The 19,869-nt window shown below is 41.6% G+C and carries 33 protein-coding genes and 2 pseudogenes; all 35 read left to right on the top strand.

All coding sequences use genetic code 11. From position 1 onward, the window contains the following. Window positions 1-132 precede the first annotated feature (132 nt). The 35 genes and pseudogenes from ACIQCE_RS15715 to rpsK all read left to right on the top strand — a co-directional run bounded on the left by ACIQCE_RS15715 (window position 133) and on the right by rpsK (window position 19,622). A complete protein-coding gene (locus ACIQCE_RS15715; protein WP_400495925.1) occupies window positions 133-381 on the top strand; it encodes a 50S ribosomal protein L7ae-like protein in 249 nt (82 codons plus the stop codon). 112 nt (window positions 382-493) lie between these two features. Then, window positions 494-913 (top strand): 30S ribosomal protein S12, encoded by a 420-nt coding sequence (gene rpsL / locus ACIQCE_RS15710; RefSeq protein ID WP_008356518.1) that lies wholly within the window; start codon window positions 494-496, stop codon window positions 911-913. Window positions 914-1,034: 121 nt separating this feature from the next. Further along, window positions 1,035-1,505 carry a 30S ribosomal protein S7 gene (rpsG, locus tag ACIQCE_RS15705; protein ID WP_008356520.1) on the top strand — a complete coding sequence of 157 codons (471 nt, stop codon included), beginning with the start codon at window positions 1,035-1,037 and terminating at the stop codon, window positions 1,503-1,505. Between the two features lie 54 nt (window positions 1,506-1,559). After that, on the top strand, window positions 1,560-3,638 hold the full coding sequence (fusA, locus tag ACIQCE_RS15700; protein ID WP_400495922.1) for an elongation factor G: 2,079 nt from the start codon (window positions 1,560-1,562) through the stop codon (window positions 3,636-3,638). Between the two features lie 118 nt (window positions 3,639-3,756). After that, window positions 3,757-4,947 (top strand): elongation factor Tu, encoded by a 1,191-nt coding sequence (gene tuf, locus ACIQCE_RS15695; protein ID WP_353854008.1) that lies wholly within the window; start codon window positions 3,757-3,759, stop codon window positions 4,945-4,947. Window positions 4,948-5,055: 108 nt separating this feature from the next. Beyond that, window positions 5,056-6,015: an alpha/beta fold hydrolase gene (locus ACIQCE_RS15690; protein WP_400495919.1), complete on the top strand. Its 960-nt coding sequence runs from the start codon at window positions 5,056-5,058 to the stop codon at window positions 6,013-6,015. A 218-nt stretch (window positions 6,016-6,233) separates the two neighbouring features. Further along, window positions 6,234-6,542: a 30S ribosomal protein S10 gene (gene rpsJ, locus ACIQCE_RS15685; protein ID WP_003156464.1), complete on the top strand. Its 309-nt coding sequence runs from the start codon at window positions 6,234-6,236 to the stop codon at window positions 6,540-6,542. Between the two features lie 37 nt (window positions 6,543-6,579). Further along, entirely contained in the window at window positions 6,580-7,209 is a 630-nt protein-coding gene (gene rplC, locus ACIQCE_RS15680) for a 50S ribosomal protein L3 (protein ID WP_353854006.1), read from the top strand. 27 nt (window positions 7,210-7,236) lie between these two features. Continuing rightward, window positions 7,237-7,860: a 50S ribosomal protein L4 gene (gene rplD / locus ACIQCE_RS15675; protein ID WP_353854005.1), complete on the top strand. Its 624-nt coding sequence runs from the start codon at window positions 7,237-7,239 to the stop codon at window positions 7,858-7,860. Beyond that, window positions 7,860-8,147: a 50S ribosomal protein L23 gene (rplW, locus tag ACIQCE_RS15670; RefSeq protein ID WP_353854004.1), complete on the top strand. Its 288-nt coding sequence runs from the start codon at window positions 7,860-7,862 to the stop codon at window positions 8,145-8,147. The genes rplD and rplW overlap by 1 nt, the downstream gene beginning before the upstream one ends. A 28-nt stretch (window positions 8,148-8,175) precedes the next feature. After that, a complete protein-coding gene (rplB, locus tag ACIQCE_RS15665) occupies window positions 8,176-9,009 on the top strand; it encodes a 50S ribosomal protein L2 (RefSeq protein ID WP_400495914.1) in 834 nt (277 codons plus the stop codon). Between the two features lie 57 nt (window positions 9,010-9,066). Continuing rightward, a complete protein-coding gene (gene rpsS / locus ACIQCE_RS15660) occupies window positions 9,067-9,345 on the top strand; it encodes a 30S ribosomal protein S19 (RefSeq protein ID WP_353854002.1) in 279 nt (92 codons plus the stop codon). 17 nt (window positions 9,346-9,362) lie between these two features. Continuing rightward, a complete protein-coding gene (gene rplV / locus ACIQCE_RS15655) occupies window positions 9,363-9,704 on the top strand; it encodes a 50S ribosomal protein L22 (protein ID WP_353854001.1) in 342 nt (113 codons plus the stop codon). Between the two features lie 3 nt (window positions 9,705-9,707). Beyond that, the gene (gene rpsC, locus ACIQCE_RS15650) at window positions 9,708-10,364 is read left to right on the top strand and encodes a 30S ribosomal protein S3 (RefSeq protein ID WP_400495912.1); all 657 of its coding nucleotides are present in this window, start codon (window positions 9,708-9,710) and stop codon (window positions 10,362-10,364) included. A gap of 1 nt (window position 10,365) precedes the next feature. Next, window positions 10,366-10,800, top strand: coding sequence for a 50S ribosomal protein L16 (gene rplP, locus ACIQCE_RS15645; protein WP_003225801.1), 435 nt, complete (start codon window positions 10,366-10,368; stop codon window positions 10,798-10,800). Then, the gene (rpmC, locus tag ACIQCE_RS15640) at window positions 10,790-10,990 is read left to right on the top strand and encodes a 50S ribosomal protein L29 (RefSeq protein ID WP_003217155.1); all 201 of its coding nucleotides are present in this window, start codon (window positions 10,790-10,792) and stop codon (window positions 10,988-10,990) included. The genes rplP and rpmC overlap by 11 nt, the downstream gene beginning before the upstream one ends. 25 nt (window positions 10,991-11,015) lie before the next feature. Then, window positions 11,016-11,279, top strand: coding sequence for a 30S ribosomal protein S17 (gene rpsQ, locus ACIQCE_RS15635; protein WP_353853999.1), 264 nt, complete (start codon window positions 11,016-11,018; stop codon window positions 11,277-11,279). 39 nt (window positions 11,280-11,318) lie between these two features. After that, window positions 11,319-11,687, top strand: coding sequence for a 50S ribosomal protein L14 (gene rplN, locus ACIQCE_RS15630; RefSeq protein WP_353853998.1), 369 nt, complete (start codon window positions 11,319-11,321; stop codon window positions 11,685-11,687). Between the two features lie 35 nt (window positions 11,688-11,722). Next, a complete protein-coding gene (gene rplX, locus ACIQCE_RS15625; protein WP_353853997.1) occupies window positions 11,723-12,034 on the top strand; it encodes a 50S ribosomal protein L24 in 312 nt (103 codons plus the stop codon). A gap of 25 nt (window positions 12,035-12,059) precedes the next feature. Beyond that, entirely contained in the window at window positions 12,060-12,599 is a 540-nt protein-coding gene (rplE, locus tag ACIQCE_RS15620) for a 50S ribosomal protein L5 (RefSeq protein WP_264008740.1), read from the top strand. A gap of 22 nt (window positions 12,600-12,621) precedes the next feature. After that, window positions 12,622-12,807, top strand: coding sequence for a 30S ribosomal protein S14 (gene rpsN, locus ACIQCE_RS15615; RefSeq protein ID WP_008356542.1), 186 nt, complete (start codon window positions 12,622-12,624; stop codon window positions 12,805-12,807). Window positions 12,808-12,838: 31 nt separating this feature from the next. After that, complete coding sequence (gene rpsH / locus ACIQCE_RS15610) at window positions 12,839-13,237, top strand: 30S ribosomal protein S8 (RefSeq protein WP_353853996.1); 399 nt, start codon at window positions 12,839-12,841, stop codon at window positions 13,235-13,237. Between the two features lie 31 nt (window positions 13,238-13,268). Then, on the top strand, window positions 13,269-13,805 hold the full coding sequence (rplF, locus tag ACIQCE_RS15605; RefSeq protein ID WP_400495911.1) for a 50S ribosomal protein L6: 537 nt from the start codon (window positions 13,269-13,271) through the stop codon (window positions 13,803-13,805). A gap of 32 nt (window positions 13,806-13,837) precedes the next feature. Then, entirely contained in the window at window positions 13,838-14,200 is a 363-nt protein-coding gene (gene rplR / locus ACIQCE_RS15600) for a 50S ribosomal protein L18 (protein ID WP_353853994.1), read from the top strand. Between the two features lie 24 nt (window positions 14,201-14,224). Beyond that, window positions 14,225-14,725, top strand: a complete 501-nt coding sequence (gene rpsE / locus ACIQCE_RS15595) for a 30S ribosomal protein S5 (protein WP_007496332.1) — start codon at window positions 14,225-14,227, stop codon at window positions 14,723-14,725. 13 nt (window positions 14,726-14,738) lie between these two features. Then, window positions 14,739-14,921 (top strand): 50S ribosomal protein L30, encoded by a 183-nt coding sequence (gene rpmD / locus ACIQCE_RS15590; protein ID WP_003217067.1) that lies wholly within the window; start codon window positions 14,739-14,741, stop codon window positions 14,919-14,921. A 30-nt stretch (window positions 14,922-14,951) separates the two neighbouring features. Further along, window positions 14,952-15,392: a 50S ribosomal protein L15 gene (gene rplO, locus ACIQCE_RS15585; RefSeq protein WP_008356545.1), complete on the top strand. Its 441-nt coding sequence runs from the start codon at window positions 14,952-14,954 to the stop codon at window positions 15,390-15,392. A gap of 1 nt (window position 15,393) precedes the next feature. Further along, a complete protein-coding gene (secY, locus tag ACIQCE_RS15580) occupies window positions 15,394-16,686 on the top strand; it encodes a preprotein translocase subunit SecY (RefSeq protein WP_400495907.1) in 1,293 nt (430 codons plus the stop codon). Between the two features lie 55 nt (window positions 16,687-16,741). After that, a complete protein-coding gene (locus tag ACIQCE_RS15575) occupies window positions 16,742-17,395 on the top strand; it encodes an adenylate kinase (RefSeq protein WP_400495905.1) in 654 nt (217 codons plus the stop codon). Next, window positions 17,392-18,138: pseudogene (gene map / locus ACIQCE_RS15570) on the top strand (type I methionyl aminopeptidase). The gene ACIQCE_RS15575 and the pseudogene map overlap by 4 nt, the downstream one beginning before the upstream one ends. 37 nt (window positions 18,139-18,175) lie before the next feature. Next, window positions 18,176-18,478 (top strand): annotated as a pseudogene (locus tag ACIQCE_RS15565) (KOW domain-containing RNA-binding protein). Further along, window positions 18,456-18,674 (top strand): translation initiation factor IF-1, encoded by a 219-nt coding sequence (gene infA, locus ACIQCE_RS15560; RefSeq protein ID WP_003178377.1) that lies wholly within the window; start codon window positions 18,456-18,458, stop codon window positions 18,672-18,674. The pseudogene ACIQCE_RS15565 and the gene infA overlap by 23 nt, the downstream one beginning before the upstream one ends. 31 nt (window positions 18,675-18,705) lie before the next feature. Next, entirely contained in the window at window positions 18,706-18,819 is a 114-nt protein-coding gene (gene rpmJ / locus ACIQCE_RS15555; RefSeq protein WP_003156543.1) for a 50S ribosomal protein L36, read from the top strand. 21 nt (window positions 18,820-18,840) lie between these two features. After that, a complete protein-coding gene (rpsM, locus tag ACIQCE_RS15550) occupies window positions 18,841-19,206 on the top strand; it encodes a 30S ribosomal protein S13 (protein ID WP_353853990.1) in 366 nt (121 codons plus the stop codon). Between the two features lie 20 nt (window positions 19,207-19,226). Further along, on the top strand, window positions 19,227-19,622 hold the full coding sequence (rpsK, locus tag ACIQCE_RS15545) for a 30S ribosomal protein S11 (RefSeq protein ID WP_026586050.1): 396 nt from the start codon (window positions 19,227-19,229) through the stop codon (window positions 19,620-19,622). Window positions 19,623-19,869: the final 247 nt, after the last annotated feature.

Raw genomic sequence — 19,869 nt, 5'->3', positions numbered from 1 at the left:
TTTCCATAAAAATCATCAAAAAATGGTGAAGGATGTCAAGATAATCTGATATACGATATTGACATCCTTCTGCCATGATGATAATATAACCAAGGTGCTCAAAATAAAACCTGTTACTTTGGAGGATATTCGATGTCTTATGATAAAGTATCACAGGCTCAATCAATTATTATTGGTACGAAGCAAACAGTAAAAGCTCTAAAACGAGATTCAGTAAAGGAAATCGTCGTAGCAAAAGATGCTGACCCTGCCTTAACAGCTGGTGTAATAAAACTAGCGAAAGAGAAGGGTGTAGACATTTTAGTGGTAGATTCCATGAAAAAGCTCGGCAAGGCCTGCGGAATTGAAGTTGGGGCAGCAGCTGTTGCCATTATGTTATAACGTACTTGTTTGTTTTTGTATGTGTAAAATGCAAAAACATTGTTTTTTGCCTTTTGATGAACCACCTGGGTATGTGGGTTATAAAAAAAGTAATGAAGGGAGGAATAACAACATGCCTACAATTAATCAGCTAGTACGCAAAGGACGCGTGAGTAAAGTTGAAAACTCAAAGTCTCCTGCACTTAACAAAGGATATAACAGTTTCAAAAAAGAGCACACTAACGTAACATCTCCACAGAAACGCGGGGTTTGTACTCGTGTCGGAACAATGACACCGAAGAAGCCAAACTCAGCACTACGTAAATATGCTCGTGTACGTTTGTCTAACCTGATTGAAGTAACAGCTTACATTCCTGGTATCGGACACAACCTACAAGAGCACAGTGTAGTACTTATTCGTGGCGGACGTGTAAAAGACTTACCGGGTGTACGTTACCACATCGTTCGTGGTGCGCTTGATACTGCCGGGGTTGACGGTCGTATGCAAGGACGTTCTAAATACGGAACAAAACGCCCGAAACAAAGCAAATAATATAAACAAACATAAGGGTTTTTAGAAGTTGAGTTCAGATCGGTTGAGTCAGGCACCTGACAATGAAACGGAGATGAGAGACAGATAGAAATCCTTTTAAAAGAGAAGGGAGGCTATTCAGATGCCACGTAAAGGTCCTGTAGCAAAAAGAGACGTTTTGCCAGATCCAATTTACAATTCTAAACTTGTATCTCGTTTGATCAACAAAATGATGATTGACGGTAAAAGAGGGAAAGCTCAAACAATCCTCTACAAGTCTTTTGATATCATCAAAGAACGTACTGGTAATGAAGCGATGGAGGTTTTCGAACAAGCCTTGAAAAACATCATGCCAGTTCTTGAAGTGAAAGCACGTCGTGTAGGTGGCGCTAACTACCAAGTACCTGTAGAAGTTCGCCCAGACCGTCGTACAACTCTAGGTCTTCGTTGGTTAGTGAACTACGCTCGTCTTCGTGGAGAAAAAACGATGGAAGAGCGTCTTGCTAACGAAATCCTTGACGCAGCTAACAACACTGGTGCTGCTGTGAAGAAACGTGAAGATACACACAAAATGGCAGAAGCGAACAAAGCATTCGCTCACTACCGCTGGTAGGATTCATACCAAACTAAAAAAACTATTTCCTAATAAGGAAGGAGAAATTACCCAATGGCAAGAGAGTTCTCCTTAGACAAAACTCGTAATATTGGTATCATGGCGCACATCGATGCCGGTAAAACGACAACGACTGAGCGTATCTTGTACTACACTGGTCGTATCCATAAAATTGGTGAAACTCACGAAGGAGCTTCACAAATGGACTGGATGGAGCAGGAGCAAGAACGTGGTATTACAATCACTTCTGCTGCTACTACAGCACAATGGAAAGGTTACCGTGTAAACATCATCGATACACCAGGGCACGTAGACTTCACTGTTGAAGTTGAACGTTCCTTACGTGTACTTGATGGTGCGGTTGCTGTTCTTGATGCACAATCAGGTGTAGAGCCACAAACTGAAACAGTTTGGCGCCAAGCAACAACTTACGGAGTACCTCGTATCGTATTCGTTAACAAAATGGATAAAACCGGTGCGGACTTCCTTTACTCTGTAAGCACATTAAGAGATCGTCTTCAAGCAAATGCTCATGCAATTCAATTGCCGATCGGTGCTGAAGACCAATTCGAAGGAATCATCGACCTTGTAGAAAACGTAGCGTATTTCTACGAAGATGACCTTGGAACTCGCTCTGATGCAAGAGAAATCCCTGATGAGTATAAAGACAAAGCTGAAGAGCTTCGCAACAGCTTAATTGAAGCTGTCGCTGAGCTTGATGAAGAGCTGATGGAAAAATACCTTGAGGGTGAAGAAATCACAATTCCTGAATTGAAAGCTGCAATCCGCAAAGGAACGTTGAATGTTGAATTCTATCCAGTTCTTGTTGGTTCTGCTTTCAAAAACAAAGGTGTTCAGCTTGTACTTGATGCTGTGCTTGACTACCTTCCTGCTCCAACTGATGTTGCTGCAATCAAAGGTATCTTACCAGATACAAATGAAGAGGTAGTTCGAGAGTCTTCTGACGACGCACCATTCTCTGCACTTGCATTTAAAGTTATGACGGACCCTTATGTTGGAAAACTAACTTTCTTCCGAGTTTACTCTGGAACACTTGATGCTGGTTCTTACGTAAAGAACTCTTCTAAAAACAAGCGTGAGCGTGTTGGACGTATCCTTCAAATGCACGCAAACAGCCGTGAAGAAATCTCTACTGTTTACGCAGGAGATATTGCAGCAGCTGTAGGTCTTAAAGATACATCAACTGGAGATACTCTTTGTGATGAGAAAAATCTTGTTATCCTTGAGTCTATGGAATTCCCAGAGCCAGTTATCGATGTAGCGATCGAGCCTAAATCTAAGGCTGACCAAGATAAAATGAGTATCGCTTTAGCTAAATTAGCTGAAGAGGACCCAACATTCCGTACACAAACAAACCCTGAAACTGGTCAAACGATCATCTCTGGTATGGGTGAGCTTCACCTTGATATCATTGTTGACCGTATGAAACGTGAGTTCAAGGTTGAAGCTAACGTAGGTGCTCCTCAAGTTGCGTACCGTGAAACATTCCGTTCTGCTGCAAAAGTTGAAGGTAAATTCGTACGTCAATCTGGTGGACGCGGTCAGTTCGGACACGTTTGGATCGAATTTGAACCAAACGAAGAAGGCGCAGGCTTCGAATTTGAAAATGCAATCGTCGGTGGGGTTGTTCCTCGTGAATATATCCCAGCTATTCAAGCAGGTCTTGAAGAATCACTTGAAAATGGTGTATTAGCTGGATTCCCATTAATCGACATTAAAGCAAAACTATTTGATGGTTCATACCACGATGTTGACTCTAACGAAATGGCGTTCAAAATTGCTGCATCTATGGCATTGAAAAATGCTGCTAGCAAATGTAACCCAGTTCTACTTGAGCCAATGATGAAAGTAGAAGTCGTTATCCCAGAAGAATACATGGGAGACATCATGGGTGACATTACATCTCGTCGTGGACGTGTAGAAGGTATGGAAGCTCGCGGTAACGCTCAAGTTGTTCGCGCTATGGTTCCACTTTCTGAAATGTTCGGATATGCAACTGCACTCCGTTCTAACACACAAGGACGCGGTACTTTCACTATGCACATGGATCACTATGAAGAAGTGCCGAAGAGCATCAGTGAAGAAATCATCAAAAAAAATAAAGGTGAATAATTGATTTTGCCTTTAAACTAAAGTATAACTACTATTGAAGATCAGAAAGTGGGAGGTAACTCTTCACTTTCTATCACTCTATACCAAATACAATGAACCTTTAAGGAGGATTTTTAGAATGGCTAAAGAAAAATTCGACCGTTCCAAATCGCATGCTAACATCGGTACAATTGGACACGTTGACCATGGTAAAACAACTCTAACTGCTGCTATCTCAACAGTTCTTCATAAGAAATCAGGTAAAGGTACAGCTATGGCTTATGACCAAATCGATGGTGCTCCAGAAGAGCGCGAGCGTGGAATCACAATCTCTACTGCACACGTTGAGTATGAAACTGAAACTCGTCACTATGCACACGTAGACTGCCCAGGACACGCTGACTACGTTAAAAACATGATCACTGGTGCTGCTCAAATGGACGGTGCGATCTTAGTAGTATCTGCTGCTGATGGTCCAATGCCACAAACACGTGAGCACATCCTACTTTCTCGTAACGTAGGTGTACCATACATCGTAGTATTCCTTAACAAATGTGACATGGTTGACGACGAAGAGTTACTTGAACTTGTTGAAATGGAAGTTCGTGACCTTCTTTCTGACTATGACTTCCCTGGTGACGAAGTACCAGTTATCAAAGGTTCTGCTCTTAAAGCTCTTGAAGGAGATGCTGAATACGAAGCTAAAATCCTTGAGCTTATGGATGCGGTTGATGAGTACATCCCAACTCCAGAGCGTGACACTGATAAGCCATTCATGATGCCAGTTGAGGACGTATTCTCTATTACTGGTCGTGGAACAGTTGCTACTGGACGTGTTGAGCGTGGACAAGTTAAAGTCGGTGATGAAGTTGAAATCATCGGTCTTCAAGAAGAAAACAAGAAAACAACTATTACAGGTGTTGAAATGTTCCGTAAGCTTCTTGACTATGCTGAAGCTGGTGACAACATTGGTGCACTTCTTCGTGGAATTTCTCGTGAAGAAATCCAACGTGGTCAAGTACTTGCTAAACCAGGTACAATCACTCCACACAGCAGATTCAAAGCTGAAGTTTATGTACTTTCTAAAGAAGAGGGTGGACGTCATACTCCATTCTTCTCTAACTACCGTCCGCAGTTCTACTTCCGTACAACTGACGTAACTGGTATCGTACATCTTCCAGAAGGTACTGAAATGGTTATGCCTGGCGATAACACTGAGATGGAAGTTGAACTGATCTCTACTATCGCTATTGAAGAAGGAACTCGTTTCTCTATCCGTGAGGGTGGACGTACTGTAGGTTCTGGCGTAGTTTCAACTATCATTAAGTAATGACGATACAAAAGAGACTCCTTGCAAAAGGGTCTCTTTTTTGCTTTTCATAGTGAGAACGGCTACTATAAGCTATAGAATCTAATAGGAACTGAGAGGATCACTGGAATGGCGAAGACATGTTTGAAGAGATGGTTGATTGGCGGTGTCGATCAATGGATTATGATGAAAGAGAACCATTCGCAAGAGACGAAGCCCATTCTTCTATTTTTACACGGAGGCCCAGGCTCAGCGCAAATCAGTTATATAGATTCCTTTCATCAGGAGCTCGATCAATACTTTACGGTCATTCATTGGGACCAGCGAGGTGCAGGGCTGTCATATCACAAGAACATTCCCTCTGCATCGATGACGATACAACAATTCGTTGAAGATACGATTGAACTATCAGAAAAACTGCTTTCCTATTTAGGCCAACCGAAGCTATACATTGCTGGATATTCATGGGGGTCATTGATTGCTATACAAGCTGTACATAAACGTCCAGATCTTTATCATGCTTATTATGGAATTAGTCAAGTTGTAGATATATTAAAAGAGGATATCGCATCGTACGAGCTTCTTCTTAAAAAATTCCATCGCAATAGACTATTTACCGCCTGTCTGAGATTACTTACACCTCCCCCGTGGAAGCGGACATCTGCTCATGCTTTGTTCTCCATGTATAAAGAGTTTGCAAAAGTAGGACTCACCCATAGGTGGAAGCCGCTCCTTCAGTTGGTGCGAACGTTTCTTACCAGTAAGCATTATCGGCTGAAAGACAAATGGAAATTCCTACAGGGACAAAAGTATAGTCAGGACATGCTTTGGGATGAATTATTGCAAGAGAGCATTCAATACCGAGTTTCTACTATATTAATACCGTGTTACTTTATCATGGGTCAACATGACTTGATTACCCCAGCCACTGTATCAAAACTATTTATTGAGCAATTAACTGCTCCAATGAAAGAATGGTTCATCTTCGAAGAATCAGCGCATTCTCCTCATATTGAAGAGCCAGATAAATTTATCCGAATTGTAAGAGAGACGGCTATACACCATCATCAAGGAGAGCTTGATTTATAGGCTAAACCCCTGTATAATATGAAAAGTGTGCAAATCGTAAATTTATCCGATTTATTATTGCAACACGCAGACCAATTTGGTACAATAGTGCATGTTGGTCTTTGACTGCGATGAAGTGAGAGGTTGCTGACACACCCGGCCGCTTTGCCATGGCAAGGTGATCAGGTTTTTCTCACGGAGAACTGTCTAACGTAAGTAGGCGAAAAGGAGGGAAAATAATGGCAAAACAAAAAATTCGTATTCGTTTAAAAGCATATGATCATAGAATTCTTGATCAATCTGCTGAGAAGATTGTTGAAACGGCTAAGCGTTCTGGTGCTAGTGTATCTGGTCCAATTCCGCTTCCAACTGAAAAATCAGTTTACACAATCCTTCGTGCGGTGCATAAGTACAAAGATTCTCGCGAGCAATTTGAGATGCGTACTCACAAACGTCTAATCGACATCGTGAATCCAACTCCGCAAACAGTTGATGCACTTATGCGTTTAGATTTACCATCTGGTGTAGATATCGAAATCAAACTTTAATTTAAATAGAAAACACATATTATAGGAGGTGTGACGAATGACCAAAGGAATCTTAGGTAGAAAAATTGGTATGACGCAAGTATTCGCAGAAAACGGTGACCTTATCCCTGTGACTGTTGTTGAGGCTGCTCCTAACGTTGTTCTTCAAAAGAAGACTGCTGATACGGATGGCTATGAAGCAATCCAAATTGGTTTTGATGACAAACGTGAAAAGCTTTCTAACAAACCAGAAAAGGGCCACGTTGCTAAAGCGGAAACTGCTCCTAAGCGCTTCGTAAAAGAATTACGCGGTGTGGAGTTAGATGCGTATGAAGTTGGTCAGGAAGTCAAAGTTGATATTTTCGCAAGTGGAGATATCGTAGATGTAACAGGAACATCAAAAGGTAAAGGATTCCAAGGTGCTATCAAACGCCACGGACAATCACGCGGACCAATGTCTCACGGTTCTCGCTATCATCGTCGTCCGGGTTCAATGGGGCCTGTAGATCCAAACCGAGTATTCAAAGGTAAACTTCTTCCAGGTCGTATGGGCGGAGAGCAAATCACTGTCCAAAACCTTGAGATCGTTAAAGTTGATGCAGAACGTAATCTTCTTCTGATCAAAGGAAATGTACCAGGAGCTAAAAAATCTCTAGTAACTGTAAAGAGTGCAGTTAAATCTAAATAACTCTCTTAGGAAAGGAGGAAACAAGTCATGCCCAAAGTAGCATTATATAACCAAAACGGTTCTACTAACGGTGAAATCGAATTAAACGATTCTGTGTTTGGAATTGAGCCAAACGAAAGCGTGGTATTCGATGCTATTCTTATGCAAAGAGCTTCCTTACGTCAAGGAACTCACAAAGTAAAAACTCGTTCTGAAGTACGTGGCGGAGGTCGTAAGCCTTGGAGACAGAAGGGTACAGGTCGTGCTCGACAAGGTTCTATCCGCTCACCACAATGGCGTGGAGGCGGTATCGTATTCGGTCCAACACCTCGCAGCTATTCTTATAAATTACCTAAAAAAGTTCGCCGCTTGGCTATCAAATCAGTATTGTCTTCTAAAGTAATCGACAACAACATCATCGTTCTTGAAGATCTTACTCTTGATGCAGTGAAAACGAAAGAATTCGCAGGCATCCTTAAAGGATTATCTGTTGAGAAAAAAGCGTTGGTTGTCACTGCGGATGCAAACGAAACAGTTGCCTTATCTGCTCGTAACATCCCTGGAGTAACAGTTGTTGAAGCTAAAGGTATCAATGTTCTTGACGTTGTTAACCATGAGAAACTTCTGATCACTAAAGCAGCGGTTGAAAAAGTAGAGGAGGGACTTGCATAATGAAAGATCCTCGTGATGTTCTAAAGCGCCCTATCATTACTGAACGTTCTACTGATCTAATGGCAGATAAGAAGTACACGTTTGAAGTGGACGTCAGAGCGAATAAAACAGAAGTGAAAGACGCTGTTGAAGAAATCTTTGGAGTGAAAGTTGAAAAAGTCAACGTTCAAAACTACAAAGGAAAATCAAAACGCGTTGGACGCTATACTGGTATGACTAGCCGTCGCAGAAAAGCAATCGTGAAATTAACTGCTGACAGCAAAGAAATCGAAATTTTTGAAGCGTAAATCTTAAAAAGAAGGAGGGAAATTCAAAATGGCGATTAAAAAGTATAAACCAACCAGTAATGGTCGTCGTGGCATGACTACTTCAGATTTTGCTGAAATCACGACTGACAAACCAGAAAAATCGTTGCTTGCCCCGCTTCATAAAAAAGGCGGACGTAACAACCAAGGTAGATTAACTGTTCGTCATCAAGGCGGCGGTCACAAACGTCAATACCGCATCATTGACTTTAAGCGTGATAAAGATGGTATACCTGGACGCGTTGCTACAATCGAGTATGATCCAAACCGTTCAGCAAATATCGCTCTTGTAAACTATGCAGATGGTGAGAAGCGTTACATCCTTGCACCAAAAGGAATCCAAGTTGGTACTGAAGTTACTTCTGGTCCAGAAGCTGACATTAAACCAGGTAATGCTCTTCCACTGATCAACATCCCAGTTGGTACAGTTGTGCATAACATTGAATTAAAACCAGGTAAAGGTGGACAATTAGTTCGTTCTGCTGGTACTTCTGCTCAAGTTCTTGGTAAAGAAGGTAAATACGTTCTTGTACGTCTGAACTCAGGAGAAGTTCGTATGATTCTTTCTGCTTGCCGTGCGACTATCGGTCAAGTTGGAAACGAGCAACACGAATTAATTAACATCGGTAAAGCTGGTCGCTCTCGCTGGAAAGGCATTCGCCCAACAGTTCGTGGTTCTGTCATGAACCCTAACGATCACCCACACGGTGGTGGTGAAGGACGTGCTCCAATCGGACGTAAATCACCAATGTCTCCATGGGGTAAACCGACTCTTGGATTCAAGACTCGTAAGAAAAAGAACAAGTCTGACAAATTCATTGTACGTCGTCGTAAAAATAAATAACGGGATTGTCTACGGTTCATTTAGGACCGTAGTTCAATTACGAAGGGAGGTTCCACAATGGCTCGCAGCTTAAAAAAAGGACCATTTGTTGATGATCATTTGATGGTTAAAGTCGAGAAATTAAATGAAGCTGACAAAAAGCAAGTAATTAAAACTTGGTCTCGTCGTTCTACAATTTTCCCACAATTCATCGGTCACACAATTGCAGTCTATGACGGCCGCAAACATGTACCTGTATTCATCTCTGAAGATATGGTAGGTCACAAATTGGGCGAATTCGCACCAACCCGTACTTACAAAGGTCATGCTAGTGACGATAAAAAAACAAGACGCTAATGAGAGGAGGCTTTTAAATGCAAGCTAAAGCTGTCGCAAGAACAGTCCGTATTGCTCCTCGTAAAGCACGTCTAGTAATGGACCTGATCCGAGGTAAGCAAGTAGGAGAAGCAGTATCTATCTTAAATCATACACCTAAGGCTGCTTCACCAATTATTGAAAAAGTATTAAAATCTGCTATCGCAAACGCTGAGCACAACTACGAGTTGGACGCTAACAACCTAGTGATTTCTCAAGCATTCGTTGACGAAGGTCCAACACTTAAGAGATTCCGTCCACGTGCTATGGGTCGTGCGAGCGCAATAAACAAACGTACTAGCCACATTACAATTGTTGTATCAGAAAAGAAGGAGGGATAATCCGTGGGTCAAAAGGTAAATCCAGTAGGTCTTCGTATTGGAATCATTCGTGATTGGGAATCTAAATGGTTCGCTGGAAAAGATTACGCTGATTTCTTACATGAAGACTTAAAAATCCGTGAATTCATCAGCAAGCGTTTGTCTGACGCGTCCGTTTCTAAGGTTGAAATCGAACGTGCTGCAAACCGCGTAAATATTACAATTCACACAGCTAAACCAGGGATGGTCATTGGTAAAGGCGGATCTGAAGTAGAAGCACTTCGTAAAGCCCTTAACAACCTAACTGGCAAGCGTGTACACATTAACATTCTTGAAATCAAGAGAGCAGATCTTGATGCTAAACTAGTTGCTGAAAACATCGCTCGTCAACTTGAAAACCGTATTTCATTCCGTCGTGCACAAAAACAAACAATCCAACGCACAATGCGTGCTGGAGCACAAGGAATCAAAACAATGGTTTCTGGTCGTCTTGGCGGTGCAGATATTGCTCGTTCTGAATATTACAGTGAAGGTACTGTTCCGTTGCACACACTTCGTGCTGACATCGACTATGCTACTGCTGAAGCTGATACTACTTATGGTAAGCTTGGCGTAAAAGTATGGATCTATCGTGGAGAAGTCCTTCCAACTAAGAAGAAGTCTGCGGAAGGAGGAAAATAATATGTTATTGCCAAAACGCGTGAAGTATCGCAGAGAACACCGTGGGAAAATGCGTGGTCGTGCAAAAGGTGGCACTGAAGTGCATTTCGGTGAGTTCGGTATCCAAGCTCTTGAAGCTTCTTGGATTACGAACCGTCAAATCGAAGCTGCTCGTATTGCTATGACTCGTTACATGAAACGTGGCGGTAAAGTTTGGATTAAAATTTTCCCTTCTAAGCCATATACAGCAAAACCACTTGAAGTCCGCATGGGTTCTGGTAAAGGTGCTCCAGAAGGATGGGTAGCTGTAGTAAAACCGGGCAAAGTTTTATTTGAAATTTCTGGTGTGTCTGAAGAAGTTGCTCGCGAAGCTCTTCGTCTTGCATCTCACAAATTGCCAATTAAAACGAAGTTCGTAAAACGTGAAGAAATTGGTGGTGAATCAAATGAAAGCTAATGAAATTCGTGACCTTACCACTGCTGAAATTGAACAAAAAGTAAAGTCTCTTAAAGAAGAACTTTTCAATCTTCGTTTCCAATTAGCAACTGGGCAGCTTGAAAATACTGCTCGTATTCGTGAAGTGCGTAAATCAATCGCACGCATGAAAACTGTGATTCGTCAAAGAGAAATCGCTGCTAATAAATAATAATGAGAGGGGAGGCCCCGAAAACATGAGCGAACGTAACCAACGTAAAGTGTACCAAGGCCGTGTTGTTTCAGACAAAATGGATAAAACCATTACTGTTGTTGTTGAAACATACAAAAAGCATTCACTTTATGGCAAACGTGTAAGATACTCTAAAAAGTTCAAAGCACATGATGAAAACAACCAAGCAAAAATCGGAGACATCGTTAAGATCATGGAGACTCGTCCATTATCTGCGACTAAACGCTTTCGTCTAGTTGAGGTTGTCGAAGAAGCTGTTATTATCTAATAAAGTTCGGATTTCTTTTTCCGAAGGGAGGTAACATTAATGATTCAACAGGAGACTCGTTTAAAAGTAGCTGACAACTCTGGCGCACGCGAAGTATTAACGATTAAAGTTCTTGGTGGCTCTGGACGTAAGACGGCTAATATTGGTGATGTCATTGTTTGTACGGTTAAACAAGCAACACCAGGTGGCGTTGTCAAAAAAGGTGATGTTGTAAAAGCAGTTATCGTTCGTACAAAGAGCGGAGCTCGCAGAAGCGACGGATCTTACATCAGCTTCGACGAAAATGCATGTGTCATCATCCGTGACGACAAGAGCCCTCGTGGAACTCGTATTTTCGGACCAGTAGCACGTGAACTTCGTGAAAATAACTTTATGAAAATTGTTTCTCTAGCACCAGAAGTACTTTAATGATTACAATCCGCGACTCAAGGAGGTGCGATTAAATGCATGTTAAAAAGGGCGATAAAGTAGTGGTTATCTCTGGTAAAGATAAAGGTAAACAAGGTGTCATCCTTGCTGCTTTCCCTAAAAATGACCGTGTTTTAGTAGAAGGGATTAACCTTGTAAAAAAACACTCTAAACCAACTCAAGCTAACCCTCAAGGCGGGATTTCTGAACAAGAAGCGCCAATTCACGTATCAAACGTAATGCCGCTTGATCCTAAAACGGGTGAAGTGACACGTGTCGGGTATAAAATTGAGGACGGAAAGAAAGTCCGTATAGCGAAAAAATCTGGGCAAGTTCTAGATAAATAGTAAATAAGGAAGGGAGGTCTTTCTCATGAACCGCCTTAAAGAAAAGTATATAAAAGAAATTACACCTGCATTAGTTTCTAAGTTTGAATACACTTCAGTGATGCAAGTGCCAAAAATCGAAAAAATCGTGATCAACATGGGTGTTGGTGACGCTGTTCAAAACGCTAAAGCAATCGATACTGCTGTTGAAGAATTAACGTTTATCGCTGGTCAAAAACCTGTCGTTACTCGTGCGAAGAAGTCTATTGCTGGATTCCGTCTTCGTGAAGGAATGCCAATCGGTGCAAAAGTAACACTTCGCGGAGAGCGCATGTATGATTTCCTTGATAAACTTATTTCTGTATCTTTACCACGTGTACGTGACTTCCGCGGAATTTCTAAAAAATCTTTCGATGGACGTGGAAACTACACCCTTGGTATTAAAGAACAGTTAATCTTCCCAGAAATTGATTACGATAAAGTAACAAAGGTCCGCGGTATGGATATCGTTATCGTTACTACTGCCAAAACGGACGAAGAAGCACGTGAGTTATTAACTCAAGTAGGTATGCCGTTCCAGAAATAATCAATGAAAGGGAGGCGAAATCGTGGCTAAAAAGTCTATGATTGCGAAACAACAACGCAAACAAAAGTTTAAAGTTCAAGAGTATACGCGCTGCGAACGTTGTGGACGTCCACATTCAGTTATTCGTAAGTTTAAACTTTGCCGTATTTGTTTCCGCGAACTTGCATATAAAGGACAAATTCCTGGCGTTAAAAAAGCCAGCTGGTAATCCCCATAAATGGGAAGGAGGTTATTAAATAATGGTTATGACAGATCCGATTGCAGATTTGCTGACTCGTATTCGCAATGCGAACACAGTACGTCATGAGAAGCTTGAAGTACCTGCTTCAAAAATCAAAAGAGAAATTGCTGAAATCTTAAAGCGTGAAGGTTTTATCCGTGACGTTGAATACGTCGAAGACAGCAAACAAGGAATTATCCGTTTGTTCCTTAAATACGGTCAAAACAACGAACGCGTTATCACTGGTCTTAAAAGAATCAGTAAGCCTGGTTTACGCGTATATGCGAAATCAAATGAAGTACCACGTGTACTTAACGGTCTTGGAATCGCAATTATTTCTACATCACAAGGTGTTTTATCGGACAAAGAAGCCCGTGCTAAACAAACTGGTGGAGAAGTACTTGCTTACGTATGGTAAAAAAAGTTTAAGATGAATGGAGGTGCTTGGTATGTCTCGTGTAGGTAAAAAACTACTTGAGATCCCTTCAGGTGTGACTGTGACAAACAACAATAATACAGTGACAGTAAAGGGACCAAAAGGTGAACTAACTCGTACGTTTCACCCTGATATGGAAATTAAAATTGAGGACAACGTCTTAACTGTAAGCCGTCCGTCTGATCATAAAGAACATCGTGCACTACATGGTACAACACGAAGCTTGCTTGCTAACATGGTTGAAGGTGTATCTAAAGGTTTTGAAAGAGGTTTAGAACTTATCGGTGTCGGTTACCGTGCTGCTAAATCTGGCAACAAACTTGTTCTTAACGTTGGATACTCTCACCCAGTTGAAATCGTTCCTGAGGCTGGAGTTGAAATCGAAGTTCCATCTCAAACGAAAGTAATTGTTAAAGGTATTGATAAAGAGCGTGTAGGAGCTATTGCTGCTAACATCCGCGCTGTCCGTTCTCCAGAGCCTTACAAAGGTAAAGGAATTCGTTACGAAGGTGAATTTGTTCGCCGTAAAGAAGGAAAAACTGGTAAGTAAGATCGCTTAAAGTGAAGAAAGGAGTGACTCGGATGATTACGAAAACTAGCAAGAATGCTACTCGTCTTAAAAGACATGCTCGTGTTCGCGCGAAACTTTCAGGTACTGCTGAAAGACCTCGTCTTAACGTTTTTCGTTCTAACAAGAATATCTACGCTCAAGTAATTGATGACGTAAAAGGTGTAACACTTGTAAGTGCTTCTACTCTTGATAAAGAGTTAAAAATCGAGAATAGATCTGACACAGCAGCTGCTACTAAAGTTGGCGAACTTGTTGCAAAACGTGCTGTTGAAAAAGGGATTTCTAACGTTGTATTTGACCGCGGAGGATATCTATATCATGGACGTGTGAAAGCTCTAGCTGAAGCTGCTCGTGAGGCTGGACTTAAATTTTAATAAAAGAAGGAGGGACACATCCGAATGAGTCGTATTGACCCAAGCAAATTAGAGTTAGAAGAACGCTTAGTTACGGTTAACCGCGTAGCGAAAGTTGTTAAAGGTGGACGTCGTTTCCGTTTTGCAGCTTTAGTTGTTGTCGGTGACAAAAACGGTCATGTAGGATTCGGTACTGGTAAAGCACAAGAAGTACCAGAAGCGATCCGCAAAGCTGTTGAAGATGCGAAAAAGAATTTAATTGAAGTACCAATGGTTGGAACTACAATTCCACACGAAATCATCGGTCGATTCGGTGCAGGAAACGTCTTATTAAAACCTGCTTCAGAAGGTACAGGAGTTATCGCTGGAGGCCCAGTGCGTGCAGTACTTGAGCTTGCTGGTCTAGCTGATATCCTTTCTAAATCTCTAGGTTCTAACACACCGATCAACATGATTCGTGCAACACTTCAAGGTTTAAGTGAGCTTAAACGTGCTGAAGATGTAGCGAAGCTTCGTGGAAAATCTGTAGAAGACCTGTTAGGATAAGGAGGGAACAATAATGGCAAATAAATTAGAAATTACCCTCAAACGCAGTGTTATCGGTCGCCCTGAAGATCAGCGAGTCACTGTTCGTACTCTTGGTCTTAAGAAAACAAACCAAACAGTCGTACATGAAGACAATGCAGCGATCCGCGGCATGATTAACAAAGTGTCTCATTTAGTCTCTGTTAAAGAACAATAAAACATATATAATCGATAAGGAGGTGCCCAAATGAAACTTCATGAATTGAAGCCTTCAGAAGGTTCACGTAAAGTACGTAACCGTGTTGGTCGTGGTATTGGATCAGGTAACGGTAAAACTTCTGGTAAAGGTCATAAAGGTCAAAACGCTCGTTCTGGTGGCGGTGTACGCCCTGGTTTCGAAGGTGGACAAATGCCTTTATTCCAACGCCTTCCAAAACGTGGTTTTACAAACATCAACCGTAAAGATTATGCGGTAATCAACTTAGATAGATTAAACAGTTTTGACGAAGGAACGGAAGTCACTCCTGAACTTCTTCTAGAGACTGGTACAATAAGCAAGTTAAAAGCAGGAGTTAAAATTCTTGGCAACGGTAAATTAGAAAAAAAATTAACTGTAAAAGCCAATAAATTCTCTGCTTCTGCGAAAGAAGCGATTGAAGCTGCTGGCGGTACAGCCGAGGTGATCTAACTTGTTTAAGACAATCTCCAATTTTGTGCGCGTGAAAGATATACGGAATAAGATTATATTCACACTTTTAATGTTAGTCGTCTTTCGTATAGGTGCTTTCATCCCTGTGCCTAATGTGAACGCCGATGTTCTCCAGGCACAGGATCAAATGAGTGTTTTCGGAATCCTCAACACGTTTGGGGGAGGGGCACTTTTCAAATTCTCCATTCTCGCAATGGGGATTATGCCGTATATCACCGCTTCGATCATCATCCAACTCTTGCAGATGGATGTTGTTCCGAAGTTTACTGAGTGGTCAAAGCAGGGAGAGGTTGGCCGCCGAAAATTAGCACAATTCACTAGGTATTTTACAATTGTTCTAGGATTTATCCAAGCTTTAGGAATGTCATATGGATTCAACAATATGGCAGGAGGCATGCTGATTGAAAACTCTGGTGTGACAACGTACCTCTTAATTGCGGTTGTACTCACTGCAGGAACAGCATTTTTAATGTGGCTCGGTGAGCAGATTACTGCTCATGGTGTTGGTAACGGTATTTCGATTATTATCTTTTCCGGTATCATCGCGGGTATCCCTCAAACATTAAAACAAGTGTACGCTCAGCAATTTGTAGGTGCAGATGGACAGCTATTCTTGCAAATCCTTAAAGTTGCGCTTATTGTACTTGCAATTCTTGTGATTGTTGTTTGTGTTATTTACATCCAAATGGCAGTGCGAAAAATTGCGATTCAATATTCAAAAGGAACTGGCCGTGCACAAATGTCTGCTAGTCAAGCAACGCACCTTCCATTGAAAGTGAATCCAGCAGGGGTGATTCCAGTCATCTTTGCCGTTTCTTTCATTATTACTCCGCAAACGATCGCATCGTTCTTCGGAACCAATAATGTGACAACTTGGATTACAAACAACTTTGACTATACTAAGCCAATCGGTATGACGATTTATGTAGCACTGATTGTTGCTTTCACATATTTTTATGCCTTTGTCCAAGTAAACCCTGAACAAATGGCTGAAAATCTGCAAAAGCAGGGTGGCTATATCCCGGGAGTTCGTCCAGGGAAAATGACTCAAGATAGAATTACGAGCATTTTGTACCGACTCACGTTTGTGGGCGCCATTTTCTTAGCCGTGATTTCAATACTTCCTATCTTTTTCATTCAATTCGCTGGATTACCTTCCGCTGCACAAATTGGCGGCACAAGTCTTCTCATTGTTGTAGGTGTTGCACTTGAAACAATGAAACAACTTGAGAGCCAATTAGTGAAACGAAACTACCGTGGATTTATGAAATAAAACAGAGGGATGGGCTGTTGCCCAACCTCTTTAAGTAAGGAAGGGGAAATCCGAAATGAACTTAGTCTTAATGGGGCTTCCGGGTGCTGGTAAAGGCACTCAGGCAGAACGAATTGTGGATGATTATGGGATCCCTCATATCTCAACAGGAGATATGTTCCGTGCTGCTATGAAAGAGGAGACAAAACTTGGGCTCGAAGCAAAATCCTTTATTGATAAAGGAGAGCTTGTTCCTGATGAGGTCACAATCGGTATTGTAAGAGAAAGACTTGGCAAGAATGATTGTGAACAAGGTTTTCTTCTGGACGGATTTCCGCGAACAGTTGCTCAGGCTGAAGCTTTAGAAGAAATTCTAAAAGACCTTGGCAGAACGATTGATTATGTCATTAATATTAAAGTCGATAAAGATGCTTTGATGGAGCGTCTGACTGGCCGAAGAATTTGCAAAAATTGCGGAGCTACGTATCACTTAGTTTTCAATCCACCTGCGAAAGAAAATGTTTGTGACAAGTGTGGAGGAGAGCTTTATCAACGTGCAGATGATAATGCAGAAACCGTTTCGACTAGACTTGAAGTAAACTTAAAGCAGACGGAACCTTTACTGAATTTCTATTCAGAAAAAGGATATCTTGCAAACATTGATGGTGCGAAGCACATTAACGACGTATATGCAGATATCAAGAACCTGCTTGGAGGATTAAATAAATGATCATCTGTAAAACTCCTCGCGAGCTTGAGATTATGAGAGAAGCTGGACGTATTGTCGCACTGACTCATGAAGAGCTTAAGAAACACATAAAACCAGGTATTTCGACAAAAGAATTGGATCAAATTGCCGAACGTTTTATTACAAAGCAGGGTGCAATCCCATCTTTTAAAGGGTATAATGGTTTTCGCGGGAGCATTTGCGTTTCGGTGAATGAAGAACTCGTTCACGGTATTCCTGGTAAACGGGTTTTACGTGATGGTGACATCATTAGTATTGATATCGGCGCAAAGTTAAATGGTTATCATGGTGACTCTGCTTGGACTTATCCAGTTGGGGTAATCAGTGATGAAGACCGCAAACTACTGGAAGTCACAGAGCAATCTCTATATAAAGGCTTACAGGAAGCAAAGCCGGGTGAACGTCTGTCAAACATTTCCCATGCTATACAAACGTATGTTGAAGGTGAGAATTTCTCAGTTGTTAGAGAATATGTTGGACATGGGGTCGGACAGGATCTTCATGAGGACCCTCAAATTCCTCATTATGGTCCGCCTAACAAAGGCCCGCGGTTAAAACCTGGAATGGTGTTGGCCATCGAACCGATGGTGAACGCAGGCAGCCGGTATGTGAAAACATTGGCTGATAACTGGACGGTTGTAACGGTTGATGGGTTATAGTGTGCTCATTTTGAGCATACGATTGCGATTACAGATACAGGTTTTGATATACTGACTAAGGTTTAGGTTTTATGAGCCTAAAGCGAAAGCCTTTCATGCCCAAATCGGGCAGGTTGTCCGTATAGTCCAAGGAAAAGAACAAGATCAGTATGCAGTCATCGGAATTTCCGATGTCGCCATGTACTAATCGCAGACGGAGAAAAGCGTAAATTTCATTCTCCTAAGAAAAAATATCAATCATTTAACCTTTTATGATTGCGTATCTCCGGAAGTTCAGAACAGTATATTCAAAACAGGTCGGGTGACAAATGAAAAAATGAGATAGTCTCGTTTGAAATTTGTCAGAGAGCAAGTTACTGATTTGAAGAAGGGAGAACACTTGAATGGCGAAAGACGATGTAATTGAAGTGGAAGGTACTGTAGTTGAAACTTTGCCAAACGCAATGTTCAAAGTTGAACTAGAGAATGGTCATACAGTTTTGGCGCATGTATCAGGAAAAATCCGTATGCACTTCATTCGCATTTTACCTGGAGACAAAGTTACGGTAGAATTATCTCCATATGACTTAACTCGTGGTAGAATTACGTACCGTTACAAATAAAGCAACTCCGGAAGAAGGAGGTTGGAAACACATGAAAGTGAGACCATCTGTTAAACCTATCTGTGAAAAATGTAAAGTGATTCGCAGAAAAGGAAAAGTAATGGTGATCTGTGAAAACCCAAAACATAAACAAAAACAAGGCTAATAATAAGGAGGTGCCCAAATCATGGCTCGTATTGCTGGTGTAGATATTCCACGTGATAAGCGTGTTGTCATTTCTTTAACATATGTTTTTGGAATTGGTCGTACGACTGCTCAACAAATTCTTAAAGAAGCAGGTGTTTCTGAAGACACTCGCGTTCGCGATTTAACTGAAGACGAACTTAGTAAAATCCGTGATATTATTGACAAACTTAAAGTAGAAGGTGACCTTCGTCGTGAAGTTTCACTTAACATTAAGCGTCTAATTGAAATCGGAAGCTACCGCGGAATCCGTCATCGTAGAGGACTTCCTGTTCGTGGACAAAACACAAAAAACAATGCGCGTACTCGTAAAGGTCCGCGTCGAACTGTAGCTAACAAGAAAAAATAAGTAAAGGAGGTAGTTAAAGAATGGCTGCTGCTCGTAAATCAAATACGCGTAAACGTCGCGTGAAAAAGAATATTGAATCTGGAATCGCTCATATCCGTTCCACTTTCAACAACACGATTGTAACGATTACTGATGTTCATGGAAACGCAATTTCTTGGTCAAGTGCTGGTGCATTAGGTTTTAGAGGTTCTCGTAAATCTACTCCTTTCGCTGCACAAATGGCTGCTGAAACTGCTGCTAAAGGATCAATTGAACACGGTCTTAAAACACTTGAAGTAACTGTTAAAGGTCCTGGTTCTGGTCGTGAAGCGGCAATTCGTGCGCTTCAAGCTGCAGGTCTTGAGGTTACTGCAATCAGAGACGTAACTCCAGTTCCTCATAACGGATGCCGTCCGCCAAAACGTCGTCGCGTGTAGTTTGTTTGTATAGATTTTGTGTCCCTGTCAATAATGGGTTATGATACAGTTATTTATGAGACGAATACACGACTCGTTGCCTAAGCACATACGGGACTAAACAATGAGGAATTTCGGATGGAATCTCATATGATTCTATTCGAGGTTTCGACGTTTTGAAGGAGGGTTTTATTAGATGATCGAAATTGAAAAACCAAAAATCGCACCGGGTGAAATCCGCGACGATGCCACCGATGGCAAGTTTGAC

It is taken from the genome of Bacillus sp. NPDC093026 (assembly GCF_044754665.1).
Taxonomy (GTDB): domain Bacteria; phylum Bacillota; class Bacilli; order Bacillales; family Bacillaceae; genus Bacillus; species Bacillus maqinnsis.
This window is presented reverse-complemented; position numbering and strand designations above follow the sequence as displayed.